Raw genomic sequence first — 17,326 nt, forward strand, 5'->3', positions numbered from 1 at the left:
CAAAACTGCGTCAGAGCCAAAATTGGACGCCGATTGACAGGGCACATCTGGACCTACGTTCGCGACGATCGGCCATTCGGCGGACGGGCGCTCCCGGGTGCGCTCTATTACGCCTCGCGCGACCGGCGGCAGGAGCATCCCACACGCATCTTCAAAGCTTCTTCGGTATCCTCCAGGCCAATGCCTATAGCGGCTACAACGAGCTGTATGACGCCTCGCGCGCACAGGGAACGGTGACGCCTGCACTCTGTTGGGCCCACGCTAGGCGGCAGTTCTTCGAGCTGGCGGACGTCGCCGCCAATTCGAGGCGAGACAAGAATGCCGCGGCGATCTCGCCGATTGCCCTTGAGGCGGTCAAGCGCATCGATGCACTGTTCGATATTGAGCGCGGCATCAAGCGCCGAACAGCGTCTACGGGTGCGCAAAGAGCAAAGCGCACCCTTGCTGGCGGCGCTGGAAGCGTGGCTGCGCGAGCAGCGTGCTCGGCTATCGAACTCCTCATCGGTCGCCAAGCCAATCAACTACATGCTGCGCCGCTGGGATCGGTTCACTCGCTTCATCGATGAAGGGCGGATCTGCCTGACAAACAATGCGGCGGAGCGCGCGCTGCGCGGCTTTGCTCTCGGCCGCAAGTCCTGGCTGTCGGCCGGCTCGGAACGCGGCGCTGACCGCGCCGCCATCATGGCGACGCTGATCATGACTTGCCTATGCCGCGCTCGGCATAGTGCCGTGGCGATGAGGCTGTAGACGGCAGCCGCACGCCGGCCACCCTCGTCGGACCCGGCGAAGGTCCAATTTTTTCGTCCCACGGCGACCGCCCGGAGCTCACGCTCGGCAGCATTGTTCGACATGCAAAGCCGTCCGTCATCAAGGAAGCGGCTAAACGCATCCCAGCGGCTGAGGCAGTAGTTTATCGCTTTGGTCGTGTCGTTGTTCCTGGAGAGCTTGGCGCGCTGCTTGCGCAGCCAGGCCTCCAGCTCGACCATCAGGGGACGGCTACGCTCCTGGCGTACACGCAAACGCTCCAGCGCAGTAAGACCGTTGATCTCGCGCTCAATGGCGAACAGAACATCGACGCGCTTGACCGCCTCGGCCGCGATCGGCGCCTTGGTGAGCCGTGCCAGATCAAAAAACTTGCGCCTGCCGTGCGACCAGCTTGCGGCCTCGATGATCGGGCCGCCCTTGCGATTGACCTCGTAGAGCCTGCCGAAGCCGGCGTAGGCGTCGGCCTGCATCAGTCCGGCATAGCCCGCCAGATGCTGCTCCGGATGCGCACCGCCACGATCGGGCGAGTAGAAGAACACGGCCGCCGGCGGATCTGGGCCAGCAAACGGACGGTCGTCGCGTACGTAGGTCCAGAGCCGGCCCGTCCGAGTCTTGCCCTTGGCCTGGACCGGCACCGTGGTGTCATCCGCGTGGATGCGCTCGGCTGCGAAGACGTGGCTCTGGATCGCATCGACCAGAGGCATCAGGGTTGCCGCGCAGGCACCTACCCAGTCCGCGAGCGTCGACACGTCGAGGTCGATGCCTTCACGCTGGTAGACATCGCTCTGACGATGAAGCGGCAGGTGCAGGCCATACTTGGCAAACAGGACATGGGCCAGCAGCCTGGGCCTTGCACGCCCGCGCGCAATCGGATGCGAGGGAGCCGGCGGCTGGGTGATCGCTTCGCAGGCCCGGCAGACGAGCTTCTCGCGCATGTGCTGGATCACCTTCCACTGGCGTGGAACGAGCTCCAACGTCTCGGTCACGTCCTCGCCAATCTTGCGCAATCGGCTGTCGCCACAGCATGGGCAGCTGGCAGGCACTGGATAGACAATGCGCTCCTGTGGCAAATGCTCCGGCAGTGACCGGCGGGCTGGCTTGCGGCGCTCGAACGATGGCTGTCCGAACTGCTCGTGCCGCAGCTTCTTGATCGTCCAGCAGGTGGCCAAGCTGGGCTGGGGTGATTGTCACCACGCCATCAGCGGGCGACGGCCACAGGAAACGGCCGCGCTCCAGCCGTTTGGCGTAAAGCGACATGCCTAGTCCATCGTGCCAAAGGATCTTGATCAGCTTGCCGCTTTTGCCACGGAACACATAGAGGTCGCCGCCGTGCGGGTCTCGCTTGAAGGCTTCCTGCACCAGCAAGCCCAGCGAGTTCATGCCACGACGCATATCGGTGTGGCCCGTCGCAATCCACACCCGGACCCCCGACGCGATGGGGATCACCGTAGGCGTCCATCTGCCAGAGCCGCCACGGCGGCCTTCAGCGTCGCCGCGTCGACCGTACCCGTGATCCGCATCCGAGCCCCGGCCGCAAACTCGATCTCGATGGCGCCGCCGGCGGCCGACGCGACCGGACCAGGCGTCGGCCCTGATTCCGCGATCAGTATCGCTGGTACGAAGCCAGGTTGATCGGCGACATCCTTCGGCTCCGGCCGGAACGAGCGTCGCCATCGCAGCAGCAATGAGCGCGAAACGCCATACCGCCGCGCCGTAGCCGCAACCTGGCGCGGCGCCTGTAAGCTCTCCAGGACGATCTTGAGCTTCTCGTCCTCGGACCAGCGCCGCCGCCGACCCGTGTCCACCACCTCAAGCCGTTCGACTTGGGCACTGCGCCTATCACTGTCCATAAGGACAGTTCTCAACAACACGCCTCATTCGGCAAGGCGGCCTTCACCGGACGGATAGTGCGCCAGTGAAACTGGCGAAGGATAGTCGATGAAAGTTCGATACAGGAAAGGAGTAGCGACCCACCTTGGCCCCGAGTCATGCGGAGGCGTTCGTGAGGATGACTTCGAAGCGTTGACAGGGAAAACCGCAGGCCAGCCATTGAGCCGCGAAATCGGAAGTCTGGAGCGCCGACGCTGTTATCCTAAGCGGAAGGCAACACTTTGGGCGGCGCACATCGCTAGCCGCTCAACGGCTCCACGCGGTCGGAGACCCTGAGCATGCGGGGAAATCCTTCGCACAGGAACTGGGAGATCTCGTCGTCGCCGGAGGACGAACAGCCTTCGGGCAGGCTGGGGAAAGGCGAATGCCATAAGCCCAGCGTCATCGTCGACGAGAAGTCGGATGTCCGCATAGTACCAATGAACGACCTGAACAAAAGCGACGGGTCCACACCGTTGCTGGCGGAAGGTCCGGAGGGAAGGCGGACAGCCAAGGGCAATAGCAAACATCCTCCCGCGCCCCGGACCCTGAGCCGGACCAGCGCGTCGACGAGGCTGGAGGCTATACGTGAACTGGCAAGACGGAATAGGAAGACACGGTTTACGGCGTTGATGCATCACGTGACGCGCGAATTGCTGACGGAAAGCTTCAGGCAACTGAAGCGCTCCGCGGCGCCCGGCGTCGACGGGATGACATGGCGCGACTATGAGGAAGGGCTCGACGAGCGAATAGCAGCGCTTTGGGACGCGGTCCAATCAGGCCGCTACCAGGCATGCGGATTCCGATGATCGCGCGCAGGTATTCCAATCTGATGCCGCGCAGCGTTCCGATCTGATCGCGCGCAGGTGAAGTACCCGATCGTTAAAGGCAATTGGCACTATCGTTAGCCCGTGGTCAAGCGGCTGCCGAAGAGATCGCGTCGCATGTTTGATGGTGTCGCTCGATGGAGCGAAGCTGACCGGACGCGCGCCCCCAACAGTGCCGTAGCGGCCGGTCAGCTTCGCGGGCTGCAGTCTCGGCCTTCATTGGCAGACCGCGTAATCAAGGCCGAGGAAGAACGGGCGGGCGACGCATGGAGTCACCGTTCAGTTCGAGCCTGTGAGCGTTGTGAAGCAGGCGATCGAGTATGGCATCAGCATAAGTTGGGTCGTTTATGAGCTCATGCCATTTGGCAATTGGAAGCTGGCTGGTGACGAGCGTCGACCGACGGCCGTAGCGATCTTCGAGGATTTCGAGCAGATGATGCCGCGCGTTGGCGTCGATGGCCTGGAGGCCCCAATCGTCCAAAATCAGGAGCTCGACGGCGGCTATGCTCTTCATCCGCGAGCTGAGTCGGCCGTCGCCCCGGGCAAGGTCCAGTTCTTCGAACAACCGCGGCAGCCGGGTGTAAAGTACCGAGTGGTTGTCCCGGCAGGCCTTGTGACCAAGTGCACAGCCAAGCCAACTTTTCCCGATGCCTGTCGGCCCGACAATGGCGCAATTCTCGTGGTTCTTGATCCAGTCTCCCTTGAGCAGCATGTCGAACAAGCAGCGGTCGAGCCTACGGGGGGCGCGGTAGTCGATATCCTCGGGCACGGCATGATGACGCAGCTTTGCCTTACGAAGGCGAAGCGCCAGGCGCCGGTTGTTACGCCAGGTCGCTTCATGGTCCAGCAGCAGCGCCAACCATTCGGCGTGAGCGAGGCCATGGACCTCCTCGTTGTCGGCAAGGCTCTTAAAGGCCTCGGCCATGCCGGTAAGGCCGAGCTGGGTAAGCAAGTGGAGCGTGGGGTGTGTCAGCATTTTCTTCCCTATTAGTGGTAATAGTCCGAGCCTCTGATGTTGGTGTGTAGGATCGGCTCGCGCTCGGGGGACGTGGGCGTTGCAACGCGATCGAGCCCCTTCTCGAGGATCGATTTGACGCTCGGGTAGTTGCGAGCCTGGATCTCAATTGCGCGCAGCGCGGCCGCCTCGAGGCGCTCGGCGCCAAAGCGCTTCTCAAGCCGGATGATCCCCAGGCACGAACGATAGCCCTGTTCGGGATGCGGCCGATCCTCGATGATCCGGTCGATCAGCAGGCGCAGCATCGGGCCGATCCGGCTTGCCTCGCTGCGGATCTTTGCCGGCGTCCACTCGCCATAGCGCCGGTGGCTGGAGGGCATGTGGGCGCTGATCGTCGTGTGCCGCCCGTTGCCGCTGCCGCGCATATGCGCGGCAATACGCTCGCCCCCCAGGAAGATTTCAACCGTTCGCGCACAGATCCGCGCTTCTACCTCGCGACGGGCGAAGCGATAGGGCACCGAGTAGTAGTGTCGTTCGATCTCGACGTGATAGTCGAGCCCGACCCGGCATCGGCGCCATTCGGCATGGACCCACGGCTCGCCGGGAAGCGGTTTAAGATTCGGCGCGTCAATTTCCTCGAACAGCTGGCGCCGTGTGCGGCCATACTGGCGCAGCACCCGTCCGTCATTGAGCTTGGCCAGCCACTCGGCGATCGCACCGTTGAGTTCGGCCAGGCTGTAAAAAGTTCGGTTGCGCAGCCGCCCCAGCAGCCAGCGCTCGATGATTCCGACGCAGGCCTCAACCTTCGCCTTATCTCTCGGGCGACGCGGCCGTGCCGGCAAAATCGCCGTGCCGTAATGCTGCGCCATATCGCTGTAGCTGCGATTGACCATAGGGTCATAGAGGCAGGCCTTGATCACCGCGACCTTGGCGTTGTCGGGCACCAGCAGTTGCGTCGCGCCGCCAAAAAAGCTGTAGGCCGCGTTATGTCCCGCGATCCAGTCGCCGAGCTGCTCGGTCCACGTCGCCAGCGCGAACGACAAGCTGGATGCGCCCATGACCGCCACGAAGATGTGCGCGTCACGCACCTCGCCAGTCTTACGGTCAACCACCGGCACCGTGTCGCCGGCATAGTCGACAAACAATTTCTCGCCGCCGCCGTGGTGCTGGCGCATCACCAGCGGCAGCCGGCCTTCCCAATTGCGGAACAAGTCACAGAAGCGGCTGTACCGGTACCCGTCCGGATGCTCTGCAATGTACTCGTCCCACAGCACCTGCAGAGTCACATGCTTGCGCTTGAGCTCGCGGGCAACAACGGACCAGTCAGGCTCGGCCACCTTGCGACGACCGGGCTTCACGCCAGGCACCCCGTACAGCAGTTGCTCCAGCTCGGCGTCGCTTGTCGCTTCCGGGACCGGCCATGCCAGACCCGCGCACGCAAACCGCTTCAGCGTGTCACGTACCGTCGTCGGTCCGATGCCGACGCGCTCGCCAACCACGCGCGTCGAGAGCCCAGCCTCAAGGCTCAACCTCACAATCTCGCGCACCTGGCGCATGATAACCCTCCTCGTCGGCATCCAATCCTCCCAGCTGCTTCCAGCCGGAGAATTGGCCCAGCGATCGGGCCTCACACCATCCGAAACTGCGCGCGATCAAATCGGAATGCTGCGCGGAGAATGCTCGGAATGCTGCGCGCGATCATCTCGGAACCCTGCGCGCCATCAAGTCGGTACGGTGCGCACCATCATCTCGGAATCCGCACAGGCACTCCCGTCTCGCCGAGTGTATATCCCCAAGTTGAATGGCAAACTGAGACCGCTCGGAATCGCTGCGCTGGAGGATAAGATCGTCCAGCACGCGGTGACGACGGTCCTGAATGCAATCTACGAAGCGGACTTCCTCGGCTTTTCCTACGGATTCCGGGAGGGGCGAAGTCAGCATAAAGCGCTGGACGCACTCTGGATCGGCATCCATCAGAAAAGAGTGAACTGGGTGCTCGACGCCGACATCCGCTCGTTCTTCGACACGATCGATCACGAATGGATGATGCGGTTCCTCGAGCACAGGATTGCAGACCGCCGGCTCTTGCGATTGATACGCAAGTGGCTGACCGCTGGCGTTGTCGAAAGTGGATCGAAGTCCGTAGCACGGATAGGTACGCCGCAAGGCGCGGTGATCTCGCCGCTCCTCGCCAATATTTATCTGCACTACGTCTTCGACCTCTGGACCCACCAATGGCGAAGCAAAACGGCGAAAGGGGATGTCATCGTCGTCCGCTATGCGGACGACAGGGTCGTGGGCTTCGAAACAAAGTCCGAGGCCCTACGCTTTCTCGACGCACTGCGTGAGCGGATGGCGAAGTTCGGTCTCTCGCTGAATGAGGAGAAGACACGGATTCTGGAATTTGGACGGTACGCGGCCGAGCGCCGCGCACGCCGGGGGCAACGCCGCCCGGAAACGTTCGACTTCCTCGGGTTCACGCACATCTGCGCTGTGACCCGAATGAATCCGCACTTCACAATCCGGCGCGTGACAATCGCCTCCCGCATGCGGGCGACGCTGAGGGCGATACGACACGACCTGATGAAACGCCGCCATGCGCCCATCGCTGAGATCGGCGCCTGGCTCCGTCGCGTGGTGCAGGGGTACCTGAACTACCACGCGATTCCAGGGAATCTGAAACGGCTCGGCATGTTCCGCGCCGAGGTCTGCCGGGCAGGGCTGCGCTCGCTTCGCCGACGCAGCCAGCGCTCCCGCATGACCTGGGATCGATTCCAGCGTCACGTTAGGCGATACATCCCGAAAGTCCGCGCCTGTCATCCGCATCCCAATCCGCGGTACACGCATGACCCAAGGCAGGAGCCGTATGCGGTAGCTCCGCACGTACGGATCTGAGCGGGGGGCGCTGGGAAACCAGCGTCCCTACCGCGACCTCGAAACGCCGGCCTCGTGGTCCTTCAAAATCCCGATGATCTACTCTTCCGAAAAGCGGCTGCGCTTCATGCTCTGGCCCTTGTGGTAGGCCAGAACGAACTTCAAACTGGATTAAGCTCGTGGGGCGAGGTCACTGTGGACCCGGTGGGAAGGCGATTAGCCTTTCCCGACCCCTATCTTACCCCGGCACGTGGAAGAAGCCGTCCTGCGGTTGCTGAATGGAGAACTACGGTCTCGCCAGTTCGGCCGCAACTAAGGCTCTGATATCCTCATCAGAGATGTGTTTTTTTTGATCTGCTAAAGCTTTAAATTGCATGAATGCATGTTCCAAGGCGGGCTCTGAGTGCAAGTAGCCAAGCTCCTGCACTTTCCGTGCGAATGCACGGCGGCCGGAGTGTTTTCCCATTACGAGTGACGTACGCTCCACACCAACACTCTCAGGCTTCATAATTTCGTACGTCTGCGCATTCTTCAACATACCATCTTGATGGATCCCGGCTTCGTGCGCGAACGCATTCCGGCCGACGATCGCTTTATTATACTGTACGGGAAATGAAGTTGCCTCGCTCACTAGCTTAGAGGCGCGAGCGAGCATCTGAGTCTCAATATTGGTCCAATAAGGCAGCAGATCGTTGCGAACCTTAATGGCCATGACTATTTCTTCCAGAGACGCGTTGCCCGCGCGTTCACCAATTCCATTGATCGTGCACTCAACCTGTCGAGCGCCAGCGCAGATTCCAGCAAGCGAGTTCGAAACTGCCATCCCAAGATCGTTGTGACAGTGAACCGAAAGCTGAGCCTTATCAGAATTGGGTACGCGTTCCCGCACCATCCTAACCATTGCGGCGTATTCTTCCGGCATGGAATAGCCGACAGTATCTGCTAGATTGATCGTGGTGGCTCCGGCCTTGATTGCTGCCTCGATGCAACGGCATAGGAATTCGTGATCGCTGCGCGTAGCGTCTTCGCAAGACCACTCGACATCGTCGGTATGCGTTCTCGCCCTTGTTACTTGGGTGGTTACCAACTCGCGAACCTGTTCCTCTTCCATCTGAAGCTTCCACTTCATATGGATTGGCGAAGTAGAAATGAACGTGCTAATGCGGCCGCGTTTTGCAGGCCTGACCGCCTCGGCGCAACGATCTATGTCTTCGGACTTGGCGCGCGAAAGTCCGCATACCACGGCATTCTTTGTTTGTTTGGCAACTGCATGTACTGCTGTATAGTCTCCCTCCGATGCGGCTGGAAACCCCGCCTCGATGACGTCAACCTTCATTTCGTCGAGCATCTCTGCTATCTGAAGCTTTTCCCCAAGGTCCATTGTCGCGCCTGGTGACTGCTCACCATCACGCAACGTTGTATCGAGGACAATGATTCGCTCCTTCTCGGACGTCGAGGTTATAGAAGTCATAGAATCGTCCTTGCTACTTGCTCACTTGTGTTCCGTCAAAAAACACCAAGTCAGACCGAGAATATTCTCTCGTGCAACACGCCCCAACATGATCTACGGATCTCGCTTCTCCGCAACTGCCAGCGGAGCGTCGTATCGAGGAGTAAGCTGATGCTGCAGTTGTGCATGCATCGACGACTTCCTTATGAAGGCGGCCAAACAGAGCAAGCCGCCGCCTTCACATCTGCTCCTTCTCGTACATAGGTTCTTCAGCGTTTGCTCCCGTTACTGTTCGCGGCACACCGATCCGTGCTCGCGCGAGACCGGCAAATTGTGTCTCACGGCCCTGACTTCCCCAATGGGCGCCCCGCTTCTATTTCTCCAAGCGGTGCTACAACGCCGGTCTTGTGGCGCATACTACCAACCTTGCTAGTTCTGCCTGACAATCGTTCATGGATAGTCGTCAGTCAGTGCACCGCAAAACTCCGGCGGAGGAAGAAGACGGGCTCCAGCCGTCGCCCGATTCAAGTTCTTAACTGCCAAGCATGAGCAAGAGCGTCAGTCGCGGTACTGAGTAGTGTGATCGTGCATCACATGCTTTCCAATTTTTGAGGCGGTCGTGGGATCGTGAAATTGGTCCAACGATCAGGCGGAACGGTTTCACCGATTGCGTCTCTGCTTGCCAAACCTTCATTAATCGGCTGAAGGCCTGGTGAGGTGTTCCAATCCACCAAATGGCCTTGCAGAGGCGTTCCTTGCTAAGTGCGATTGCGTGCACGAATATATTTGCCGCCTTGTAAACAACCAAATCCGCTCCGACCTGTTGCAGCGCGAATGAGAAGTCATTGCCCTGGGTCAGTAGGGAGCGCGCGCTTCCGAGCGGGCAAGTTCGTCGTACATGAACAGTTCGAAGAACTCGTCGAGCGTCGCAATGTCGAGCTCAGTGTTGACGGTGTTCTCCTCAGTGATGATGCGGTCGTCGACCTGTCGCATGGCCGCTATCGCAGCTTGCATGGAGTGGTTGGCCCAGATCACCGCGGAGATGCGGGCGTTACGGTATGCGGAGAGGGGCGTTCGATCGTATTTCGTTGGAACGATCACGACGGGCAACCTGTTCCGCCACGCGTGCACGAACCAGAGGATTTCGTCCGCGGTGCTCTTTCGCGAGTGAATTAGGATCGCATCGGCGCCCGCGTCTGCGTAAGCGTGAGCGCGCAAAATTGTTTCGTCGATTCCATGCGCGCCGATGAACGTCTCGATCCGGGCCACGAGGACCAAGTCGTCCGCGACTGTGTCCTTCACGGCGCGCAAGCGGCCGGAGAATTCATTGATATCGGCGAGGGGGCGCTCACCAAAGAGCGAGTTCATCTTCGGAAAACAGCTGTCCTCCAGAGCGACGCCCGCAGCGCCACGTTGATGAAGCTTGCGGGCGAGGGAGCGTGCGCTGTTGAAATCATCGAAACCGGTATCTCCGTCAACCAGAACAGGCAGTTCGGTAGAGCCAACTATCCGCTCGACTACCCTGAGGAGTTGGCTGCATGACACTTCGGCGGCATCGCGGTAGCTGAGGGAGCAGGCAATTGACAGGCTCGACGCCCAGAGACCCTTGAAACCTGCGCGCTCGGCGATTGCGGCGGAGAGGCCGTCATGCGCTTCCATCAGGAAGGAGAGTTCGCTGTTGGAGCAGACCTGAGCGCCTAGCACTTTAACAAGTGAGGAGTCAGCGTGCGGATCGGAGCCATTGATGAGAACAGATTGTGATCGGTCTCGCATGCTGGCTCCTTGCCAGTGCGGTTGATCAGCCGTCATTGGTGAACGATAGGTGGCATGCTTCTGTTATCTAGATCAATTACTAAGGTTGGTAGTTGATTGCGGTGCAGAGTATTTGCATGTCGTATAGAAGGCGCAGTCGCAGCGGCCGCTCTTATAATGAGATTATTCCATCATCGGTCGGGGAAATTCGAAGCACCTGCTCGCTCAGTCGATGTGCCCATCGGGTTCATTTAACTGCATTGTTGATCTTGCAATCCCTAGCGTGTGTTGAGACCGCGTCGACGGACGTATTCTACGCGCCTTCGGTTGCTAAGAGTGTTCGAGAGTCGAGTTTGGAAAAGGATGGTGCCATCAGCCGAATCGAATTGCGACGGCCTGTTCTCTCATGTTTGCCGTCAAGTAACTTGATCAAGCTGAGCCGCTCTCGGCTCAGCGCCCGGGCGCTGGACTTTGAAGGTGTCCACGGTAGGAGGCAGGGCCAAAGACGACGGTTGATCAAGCTCTCATGCGCGGGTTGGCTACCGCATGACCGTGGTTTCGTCTTGGGGCTGCCTCGGTCTAGGGGGCGAGCGTCGGCAATGCCAGCTCATAACAGGCCACGAGGAATCTCCACCGCGCCCTGCCTCCTGCCCTGGGCACCGATATTGATATGGTGGCGCAGCCTTCTTTCAGGCGGCCGGCCCGACTTGTACTTGACGAGCGATCGCCCACAGGAAGCCGACCATCTCGCGCGCAATGGCGGTGGTGACGATCACCTTGGGTTTGCCGGCGGCCGACAGACGGCGATAGCGGGCGCAGAGCCTAACCTGGGCCTTTCAGGCGATATCGCGGATAGTTTGAGGCAAGCGCTCGTTACGGTCATGGAGCTTGCGACTGACGCGGGCTTGCATGCGACAGGTCCATGCCCCCTCGATCAGAGCCCGCCTGGCCAGAGCGTTACCGGCCTTGGTGATGCCGCCACGTCGGATGGTGGCGCCGCTCGAATGCTCCGACGGCACGAGGCCGAGATACGCCATCAGTTGGCGGGGATTGTCGAAGCGGGAGAAGTCGCCGACCTCAGCAGTGTTGGCCTTCAGGCTACCATGCGGCCGATGCCAATTGTAGCGATGGAGCCAGTTGGGCAGTTCGGCGGTTCGCTGATATGAGCTTTGATAGGCTTGCGCATAAGCCCGAAGCGCGGTTTGGATGAAGCGCTCGGCTTTGCCGTTGGTCTTAGGAGTATATGGCCTGGTGAAGATTTGGCGAAGGCCGAGGCGTTTGCAAGCGGCTCGGAACATCTTTGAGCGGTAGCACGAACCATTATCTGTCATCACGCGCTCGACGCGGACTCCGAGTTTGGCAAAGTAAGCGACAGCGGCCTCAAGAAAAGCCACAGCACTTTCCTTGCGCTGATCGGCCATGACCTGGACGAAGGCGATGCGTGAGGCATCGTCGATGCAGACGTGGACGAACTCCCAGCCGATGCCGTGGTGGCGATTGACCGCGCCGGGATAGCGCCCGGTGATGCGATGTCCCACCGAGCCGATGCGGCCGAGCTTCTTGATATCGAGATGGATAAGCTCGCCCGGGTGCTCGCGCTCGTAGCGGCGGATCGGCTCGGCCGGCTCCAGCGCGGCGAGCCTGTTCAGGCCGAGCCGGCGCAGGATGCGGCTGACGGTCGCTGCCGATACTCCGACCTCAGTGGCGATCTGCTTGCCCGTGTAGCGCCGCCGGCGCAACGCCTCGACGACGGCGCATGTGGCCGCCGGGGTTTGGCCTGGCAATGAATGAGGCCGTGAGGAACGATCCCGCAAACCATCTACACCTTCGGCGCGGAAACGGTTGACCCACTTGGCCACAGTCTTCGGCGTAACGTTGAATTGGCGTGCAGCTACGACCTTGCTGAGCCCGCCTTCAACAACACTGCGCACCATGGCCTCTCGACCTTTGGGCGTCAGAGGCGCATTCTTGTGAGTGTCCATTCGGTTCCCCCGCGAATCACTGTGTGTTTGGCGACATCAGCGTTCACGGTCGGGGCCGAATGGACAACCTCCTGAAAGTTCACAGCTAGGCTAGGGGCCGGCGGATCCTGCTCTGGAGTGGAGCTCTGCTTCAGCAGTGGAGCCGGAGATGGGATCCCTCGATGCTTGAGAAACTCAATAGCCTTTCGGGGACCTGCGACATCGAAAATGATCGTTTCTTCTGATGATGAGTGTCGAAGTTCCGACATGCTGTCGGAACCGCGACGCGTCGGTCTGAGGAAAATAGTCTGTAAAAATCAAGGTATCGCAAACCGGCACGAGCATTGAAAAACCGGCACGAGCATTGAAAGGGAGATGTCATCCAATCGCCAGGAACTCCCGCAATGCCAATCATGAAATCGGACGTCGCCACCTCGAGCGAGGAATACGCACGCAACCACCACGCTTACGCCGAGCGCGTCGCCGATCTTCGGGGGCGCCGTGCTGCGGCTGCGATCGGCGGTCCCGAGCGGGCGCGAAAGCTGCATAAGGAGCGCGAACAGTTGCTGCCGCGGGAGCGGATCGCCGCGTTGATCGATCCCGGATCGCCATTCCTCGAGTTCTGCCAGCTGGCCGGCGAAAATCTGTACGAGGGCGTGCCGCCCGGCGGCAGCATCGTCACGGGCGTCGGAATGATCTCCGGCCGTCCTTGCATGATTATCGTCAACGAGCCGACCGTGAAGGGCGGGACCTATTACGGCATAACCTGCAAGAAGCATGTCCGCGCTCAGCGCTTTGCCTGGCAGCATCGCCTCCCCTGCGTGACCATGGTGCAATCCGGCGGTGCCAACCTGCCCGATCAGCCCAATATCTTCCCCGACGACGGCCAGTTCGGCTCGATCTTCTACAACCAGGTCAGGATGTCGAGCGAAGGCATCCCGCAAATCGCGATCGTGCACGGTCCCTCGACCGCGGGCGGCGCCTACATCCCTGCTCTTTGCGATGAGGCCGTGATCATCCGAAACCAGGGCGCCTTGTTCCTCGGCGGCCCGCAGCTCGTCTACGCCGCAACGCGCGAGGAGGTCGGCATCGAGGCGCTCGGTGGCGGCGAGATGCACAGCCGCGTCAGTGGCGTCACCGATCACCTCGCCGAGAATGACGCGCACGCGATTGCCATTACCCGGGAAATCGTCGCCAACCTCGGCGAAATTCCTCGACAGGTCTGGACGGTCGCTCCAATGCGCGACCCGCTGTTCGACCCGGGCGAAATCTACGGCCTGATCAGCGCAGATCCGCGCATCCCCACCAACAATCGCGACATCCTCGCCCGCCTTGTTGACGGCAGTGAATTCCACGAGTTCAAGCCGCTTTATGGCGACACCCTGATCACGGGATTCGCTCGGATCATGGGCTTTGAGGTCGGCATCCTCTGCAACAACGGCGTGCTGTTCTCCGAAAGTGCGCTGAAGGCGACGCATTTTATTGACCTCTGCTGCAAGCGTGACATTCCGCTGCTGTTCATGGCCGACGTCACTGGCTTCATGGTCGGCCGCGAGGCGGAAGAAGGCGGCATCACCAAGAACGGCGCGAAGATGATCACGGCGATGGCGAGCGCGAGCGTGCCGAAATACACGCTGATCATGGGTAACGCCTACGGCGCCGGATATCTCGCAATGTGCGGCCGCGCGTTCCGACCGAATGCCATGATGATGTGGCCCAATGCGCGTTCCGCGATCATGGGTCCCGACCAGGCCGCGACCACGCTTGCAATGGTCAGGGACGAAGTGCACAAGCGTGAGGGCACGAGTTGGATGGACGGCGAGCGGGAGGCCTACATGGCGCCGATCCGGCGGATGTTCGAGGATTTCGCCAATGCCTACAATTTTGCGCGTAACACCTGGTGCGACATGGTGATCGATCCGCTCGAAACCCGCAGCGTGATGGCACTGCTGCTCGACTTGGCCGGACGCACGCCGCATCAGCATACCGATTTCGGCGTGTTACGGATGTAGACGCAGGAGAGGCCCATCGTGTTCAAGAAGATCCTGATCGCTAACCGCGGTGAAATCGCCTGTCGCATCGCCCGCACCTGCCACCGCCTCGGCGTCGCCGTGGCCGGCGTTCATTCCAGTGCGGATGCCGATTCGCTACACGTCAAGGCGATCGGCGAATCCATCGAGATCGGCGGCGCGCCTGCCGCGGAAAGCTATCTGCGGATTGAAGCCGTCATCGCCGCCGCCCGGACAGCCAAAGCCGAGGCCATTCATCCGGGTTTCGGCTTCCTCGCCGAGAACGCGGCATTCGCCCGCGCCGTCGATGCGGCCGGCCTGGTATTCATCGGCCCCACGCCGGAAACCATCGAGCAACTCGGCGACAAGGCGTCCGCCAAACGGGAGGCGGTGGCGGCCGGAGTTCCCACGGCGCCCGGCAGCAAAGTTCCAAGCGCAGATCCCGCCGAGATCGAACGCGCCGTCCGCCAGCTCGGATTGCCCGTGATGCTGAAGGCCGCGGCCGGCGGCGGCGGCAAGGGCATGCGCGCCGTCTCGTCGCTTGACGGAATCCGCGACGAAATCGAGTCGGCCATGCGCGAAGCCAGAAACGCCTTCGGCGCTTCCGGCTTGATTGTCGAAAAGCTGATCCAGCACGGCCGTCATATCGAGGTGCAGATTGTGGGAGACGGCAACGGCAACGTCGTTCATCTGTTCGAACGCGAGTGCTCGCTTCAGCGCCGCCACCAGAAGTTGATCGAGGAAGCGCCGGCCGCGAACCCGCCGCCGAAGATTCGCGCGCGTATCCTCGACGACGCCGTCCAGCTCGGTCGCCGCCTCGGGTATCGCGGTGTCGGCACGGTCGAGTTCATCGTCAGCGGCACGGACTACTTTTTCCTGGAGATCAATCCCCGGCTCCAGGTCGAGCATCCTGTCACCGAAATGGTCACCGGCATCGACATCGTCGAGACCATGCTCCGCGTCGCCGCCGGCGAAGGTCTGCCGTTCACGCAGGACGATGTCTTGTGCCGGGGTCATGCCGTGGAAGCACGCATCTGCGCCGAAGATCCGGATGATGGGTTCATGCCCTCCACCGGCAACGTTGCCTATGTCAGTTTTCCACAGCAAGACATCCGCGTCGAGACCGGCGTGGAAAGCGGCTCGACCGTTACGCCCTACTACGATTCGATGCTTGCCAAGTTGATTGCGCATGCCGACACCCGCGACCAGGCACTCGATCGGCTTCGTCGTGCGCTTGATGAGACGTCAATCTTCGGCGTCACAACCAATCGGGAGTTCCTCGGACAACTGATCGGGTTGCCCGCGACCAGGAACGCCACATTCCATACTCGCCTCATCGATGAGCAGATCGATGAGTCGAAGCGGATCAATGATATTGACACCGATGCGCTCGCGCTGGGAGCCTATTTCTGGATGATGCGCCAGCGGCAGCCTGGATCCAACGGACCGTGGCAGTCCAGAAAACTGACCGGCTGGCACATGGCGGCCGAGGACGACGGAATGGCGCTGATCCCCATCCTGCATCTCGAGAGCGCAGGAAGGAGCGCGGAGATCCGCTTTGCACCGATGCAATCCGACGGCTCCATGTTGATCGGCGTGAACGGGGCCAAGGTCGCAGTGAGGCTGTCGGCGCTCGGGGACGACAGGTTCATCGCCGTGGCAAACTCACGCCGCGAGATCGTACGTATCGTCCAGAGGGACAACGCCATCTACGTTCACGATCCTCGTCGCGCGTGCGCGATAAGCGTCACTTCCTATCTGAGGTACCTCAATACAACTCCCGAGATCAGCGGCGAACTGCGTGCCCCGATGACGGGCGTGGTGCTGAAAGTCAAAGTCGCCGTTGGCGCTCGCGTGAAAGCAGGCGATGCGATGATCGTCATGGAATCCATGAAGATGGAGCTCCGCATCGCGAGCAAGATGGATGGCATCGTGACCGCAGTCCACTTCAACCCTGGCGATAGCGTCGAGCGGAACGCCGTCGTTGCCGTTGTCGAGCACGATCCGGTCCTGAAATAATGGTGCCCGGGGATACTTCGTCTCGACCGTCGGTCGAGACGAAGCGGTGATTAGGGAATACATCCGCAAGCAGGAGGCCGAGGATACCCGGCTCGACCAAATGAACATCTGGCTGGCGCTAAGGCCGCCTCTAAGCGGCCAACGAAATCGGGGACGCGTTAGCGTCCCCACGGCCGCTCTGAGCGGGCCCAATTCCTAAAGCCCCAGCTTTGCCAGGGGATATTTACTGTCCAAAGGTAATATACGCGAAGCTGCATATTTCGTCAATCCAGAAATTATACGCAAGCCCGTATAAAAATCGAACATACGGGATCCCGGATATGCTGGAGGTCAAGGCCCAGAATCATTAGCACGTCTCGACAATTTGCCGATCGGGAGGGTTGCGCGTTCGGTAACCTTATGCGTGACCGTCGCTCCGGTCGGCGTCTCTGACAGAGAGACGATGCTGCGCATGCCAACCTCATCGGCACGCCCTTGACTGCGCTCCTACAAAGTAAGGACACGAACTCGCGTGCGATCCGTCCGGTGAACACGTCGACGGCAAATGGCACTTCAAAAACTTTGGCGCGTAGCGGATGGATTAGGCGAACTTAGGAGACCACGTCGTCAATTGGCGAAGTCGTCGATCTCCACAAACCGCCGCAGGCAAGATCGTGGCTCTCGTCGCGCGCGAGAGCGCAAAAAACCACTTGAATCTCTCGTGGCGTAAGATTGTAGGCTTGAGATCGGGACCAAACGACACGCTGCGTCGACGCTGGCATCAATGAATCATCGGCAATTCAAATTTCGAGCTTCACGCCTCTCTTCGAGAGATCCGTACGTCGACGCTGCAAAGCGAGACGCGT

8 protein-coding genes and 7 pseudogenes are annotated in these 17,326 nt (G+C 60.7%); 6 read left to right on the forward strand and 9 right to left on the reverse strand.

Features of this window, described 5'->3' with window-relative positions:
- Nucleotides 1-24: 24 nt before the first annotated feature.
- A pseudogene (tnpC, locus tag P6U30_RS11220) lies at nucleotides 25-702 on the forward strand (IS66 family transposase); the annotation flags it as partial.
- Nucleotides 703-725: 23 nt separating this feature from the next.
- Here tnpC (P6U30_RS11220) and tnpC (P6U30_RS11225) read toward each other — a convergent pair.
- The 3 genes and pseudogenes from tnpC (P6U30_RS11225) to tnpA all read right to left on the reverse strand — a co-directional run.
- A pseudogene (gene tnpC, locus P6U30_RS11225) lies at nucleotides 726-1,877 on the reverse strand (IS66 family transposase); the annotation flags it as partial.
- Nucleotides 1,878-1,974: 97 nt separating this feature from the next.
- A pseudogene (gene tnpB / locus P6U30_RS11230) lies at nucleotides 1,975-2,157 on the reverse strand (IS66 family insertion sequence element accessory protein TnpB); the annotation flags it as partial.
- A gap of 50 nt (nucleotides 2,158-2,207) precedes the next feature.
- Nucleotides 2,208-2,573: an IS66-like element accessory protein TnpA gene (gene tnpA, locus P6U30_RS11235; protein WP_407169187.1), complete on the reverse strand. Its 366-nt coding sequence runs from the start codon at nucleotides 2,571-2,573 to the stop codon at nucleotides 2,208-2,210.
- Between the two features lie 360 nt (nucleotides 2,574-2,933).
- Between tnpA and P6U30_RS11240 the strand changes: the two genes are divergently transcribed.
- Nucleotides 2,934-3,443: a hypothetical protein gene (locus P6U30_RS11240; RefSeq protein ID WP_407169188.1), complete on the forward strand. Its 510-nt coding sequence runs from the start codon at nucleotides 2,934-2,936 to the stop codon at nucleotides 3,441-3,443.
- A gap of 253 nt (nucleotides 3,444-3,696) precedes the next feature.
- Here P6U30_RS11240 and istB read toward each other — a convergent pair whose 3' ends face one another.
- Nucleotides 3,697-4,437: an IS21-like element helper ATPase IstB gene (gene istB, locus P6U30_RS11245; protein ID WP_407169189.1), complete on the reverse strand. Its 741-nt coding sequence runs from the start codon at nucleotides 4,435-4,437 to the stop codon at nucleotides 3,697-3,699.
- Between the two features lie 11 nt (nucleotides 4,438-4,448).
- Nucleotides 4,449-5,972, reverse strand: coding sequence for an IS21 family transposase (gene istA / locus P6U30_RS11250; protein WP_407169141.1), 1,524 nt, complete (start codon nucleotides 5,970-5,972; stop codon nucleotides 4,449-4,451).
- A 178-nt stretch (nucleotides 5,973-6,150) separates the two neighbouring features.
- Here istA and ltrA point away from each other — a divergent pair, with 178 nt between their 5' ends.
- Nucleotides 6,151-7,311, forward strand: a complete 1,161-nt coding sequence (gene ltrA / locus P6U30_RS11255; protein WP_407169190.1) for a group II intron reverse transcriptase/maturase — start codon at nucleotides 6,151-6,153, stop codon at nucleotides 7,309-7,311.
- Between the two features lie 271 nt (nucleotides 7,312-7,582).
- Here the strand turns inward: ltrA and P6U30_RS11260 are convergent.
- The 4 genes and pseudogenes from P6U30_RS11260 to P6U30_RS11275 form a co-directional block, all read right to left on the reverse strand.
- Nucleotides 7,583-8,761 (reverse strand): annotated as a pseudogene (locus P6U30_RS11260) (2-isopropylmalate synthase); the annotation flags it as partial.
- Nucleotides 8,762-9,595: 834 nt separating this feature from the next.
- Nucleotides 9,596-10,399: an isocitrate lyase/phosphoenolpyruvate mutase family protein gene (locus tag P6U30_RS11265; protein ID WP_407170429.1), complete on the reverse strand. Its 804-nt coding sequence runs from the start codon at nucleotides 10,397-10,399 to the stop codon at nucleotides 9,596-9,598.
- A gap of 782 nt (nucleotides 10,400-11,181) precedes the next feature.
- Nucleotides 11,182-11,574 (reverse strand): annotated as a pseudogene (locus P6U30_RS11270) (transposase); the annotation flags it as partial.
- A pseudogene (locus tag P6U30_RS11275) lies at nucleotides 11,575-12,474 on the reverse strand (IS481 family transposase); the annotation flags it as partial. It abuts the pseudogene before it with no gap.
- Nucleotides 12,475-12,857: 383 nt separating this feature from the next.
- On the opposite strand from P6U30_RS11275, the gene P6U30_RS11280 reads away from it, so the two are divergent.
- From P6U30_RS11280 to P6U30_RS11290, 3 genes and pseudogenes are all read left to right on the forward strand, one after another.
- Nucleotides 12,858-14,465, forward strand: coding sequence for a carboxyl transferase domain-containing protein (locus P6U30_RS11280; RefSeq protein WP_407169191.1), 1,608 nt, complete (start codon nucleotides 12,858-12,860; stop codon nucleotides 14,463-14,465).
- Nucleotides 14,466-14,483: 18 nt separating this feature from the next.
- Complete coding sequence (locus P6U30_RS11285) at nucleotides 14,484-16,481, forward strand: acetyl/propionyl/methylcrotonyl-CoA carboxylase subunit alpha (RefSeq protein ID WP_407169192.1); 1,998 nt, start codon at nucleotides 14,484-14,486, stop codon at nucleotides 16,479-16,481.
- 4 nt (nucleotides 16,482-16,485) lie between these two features.
- A pseudogene (locus P6U30_RS11290) lies at nucleotides 16,486-16,593 on the forward strand (IS200/IS605 family transposase); the annotation flags it as partial.
- Between the last annotated feature and the right edge of the window lie 733 nt (nucleotides 16,594-17,326).

The sequence above is a fragment of the Bradyrhizobium sp. ORS 111 genome (assembly GCF_045571485.1).
Classification (GTDB): domain Bacteria; phylum Pseudomonadota; class Alphaproteobacteria; order Rhizobiales; family Xanthobacteraceae; genus Bradyrhizobium.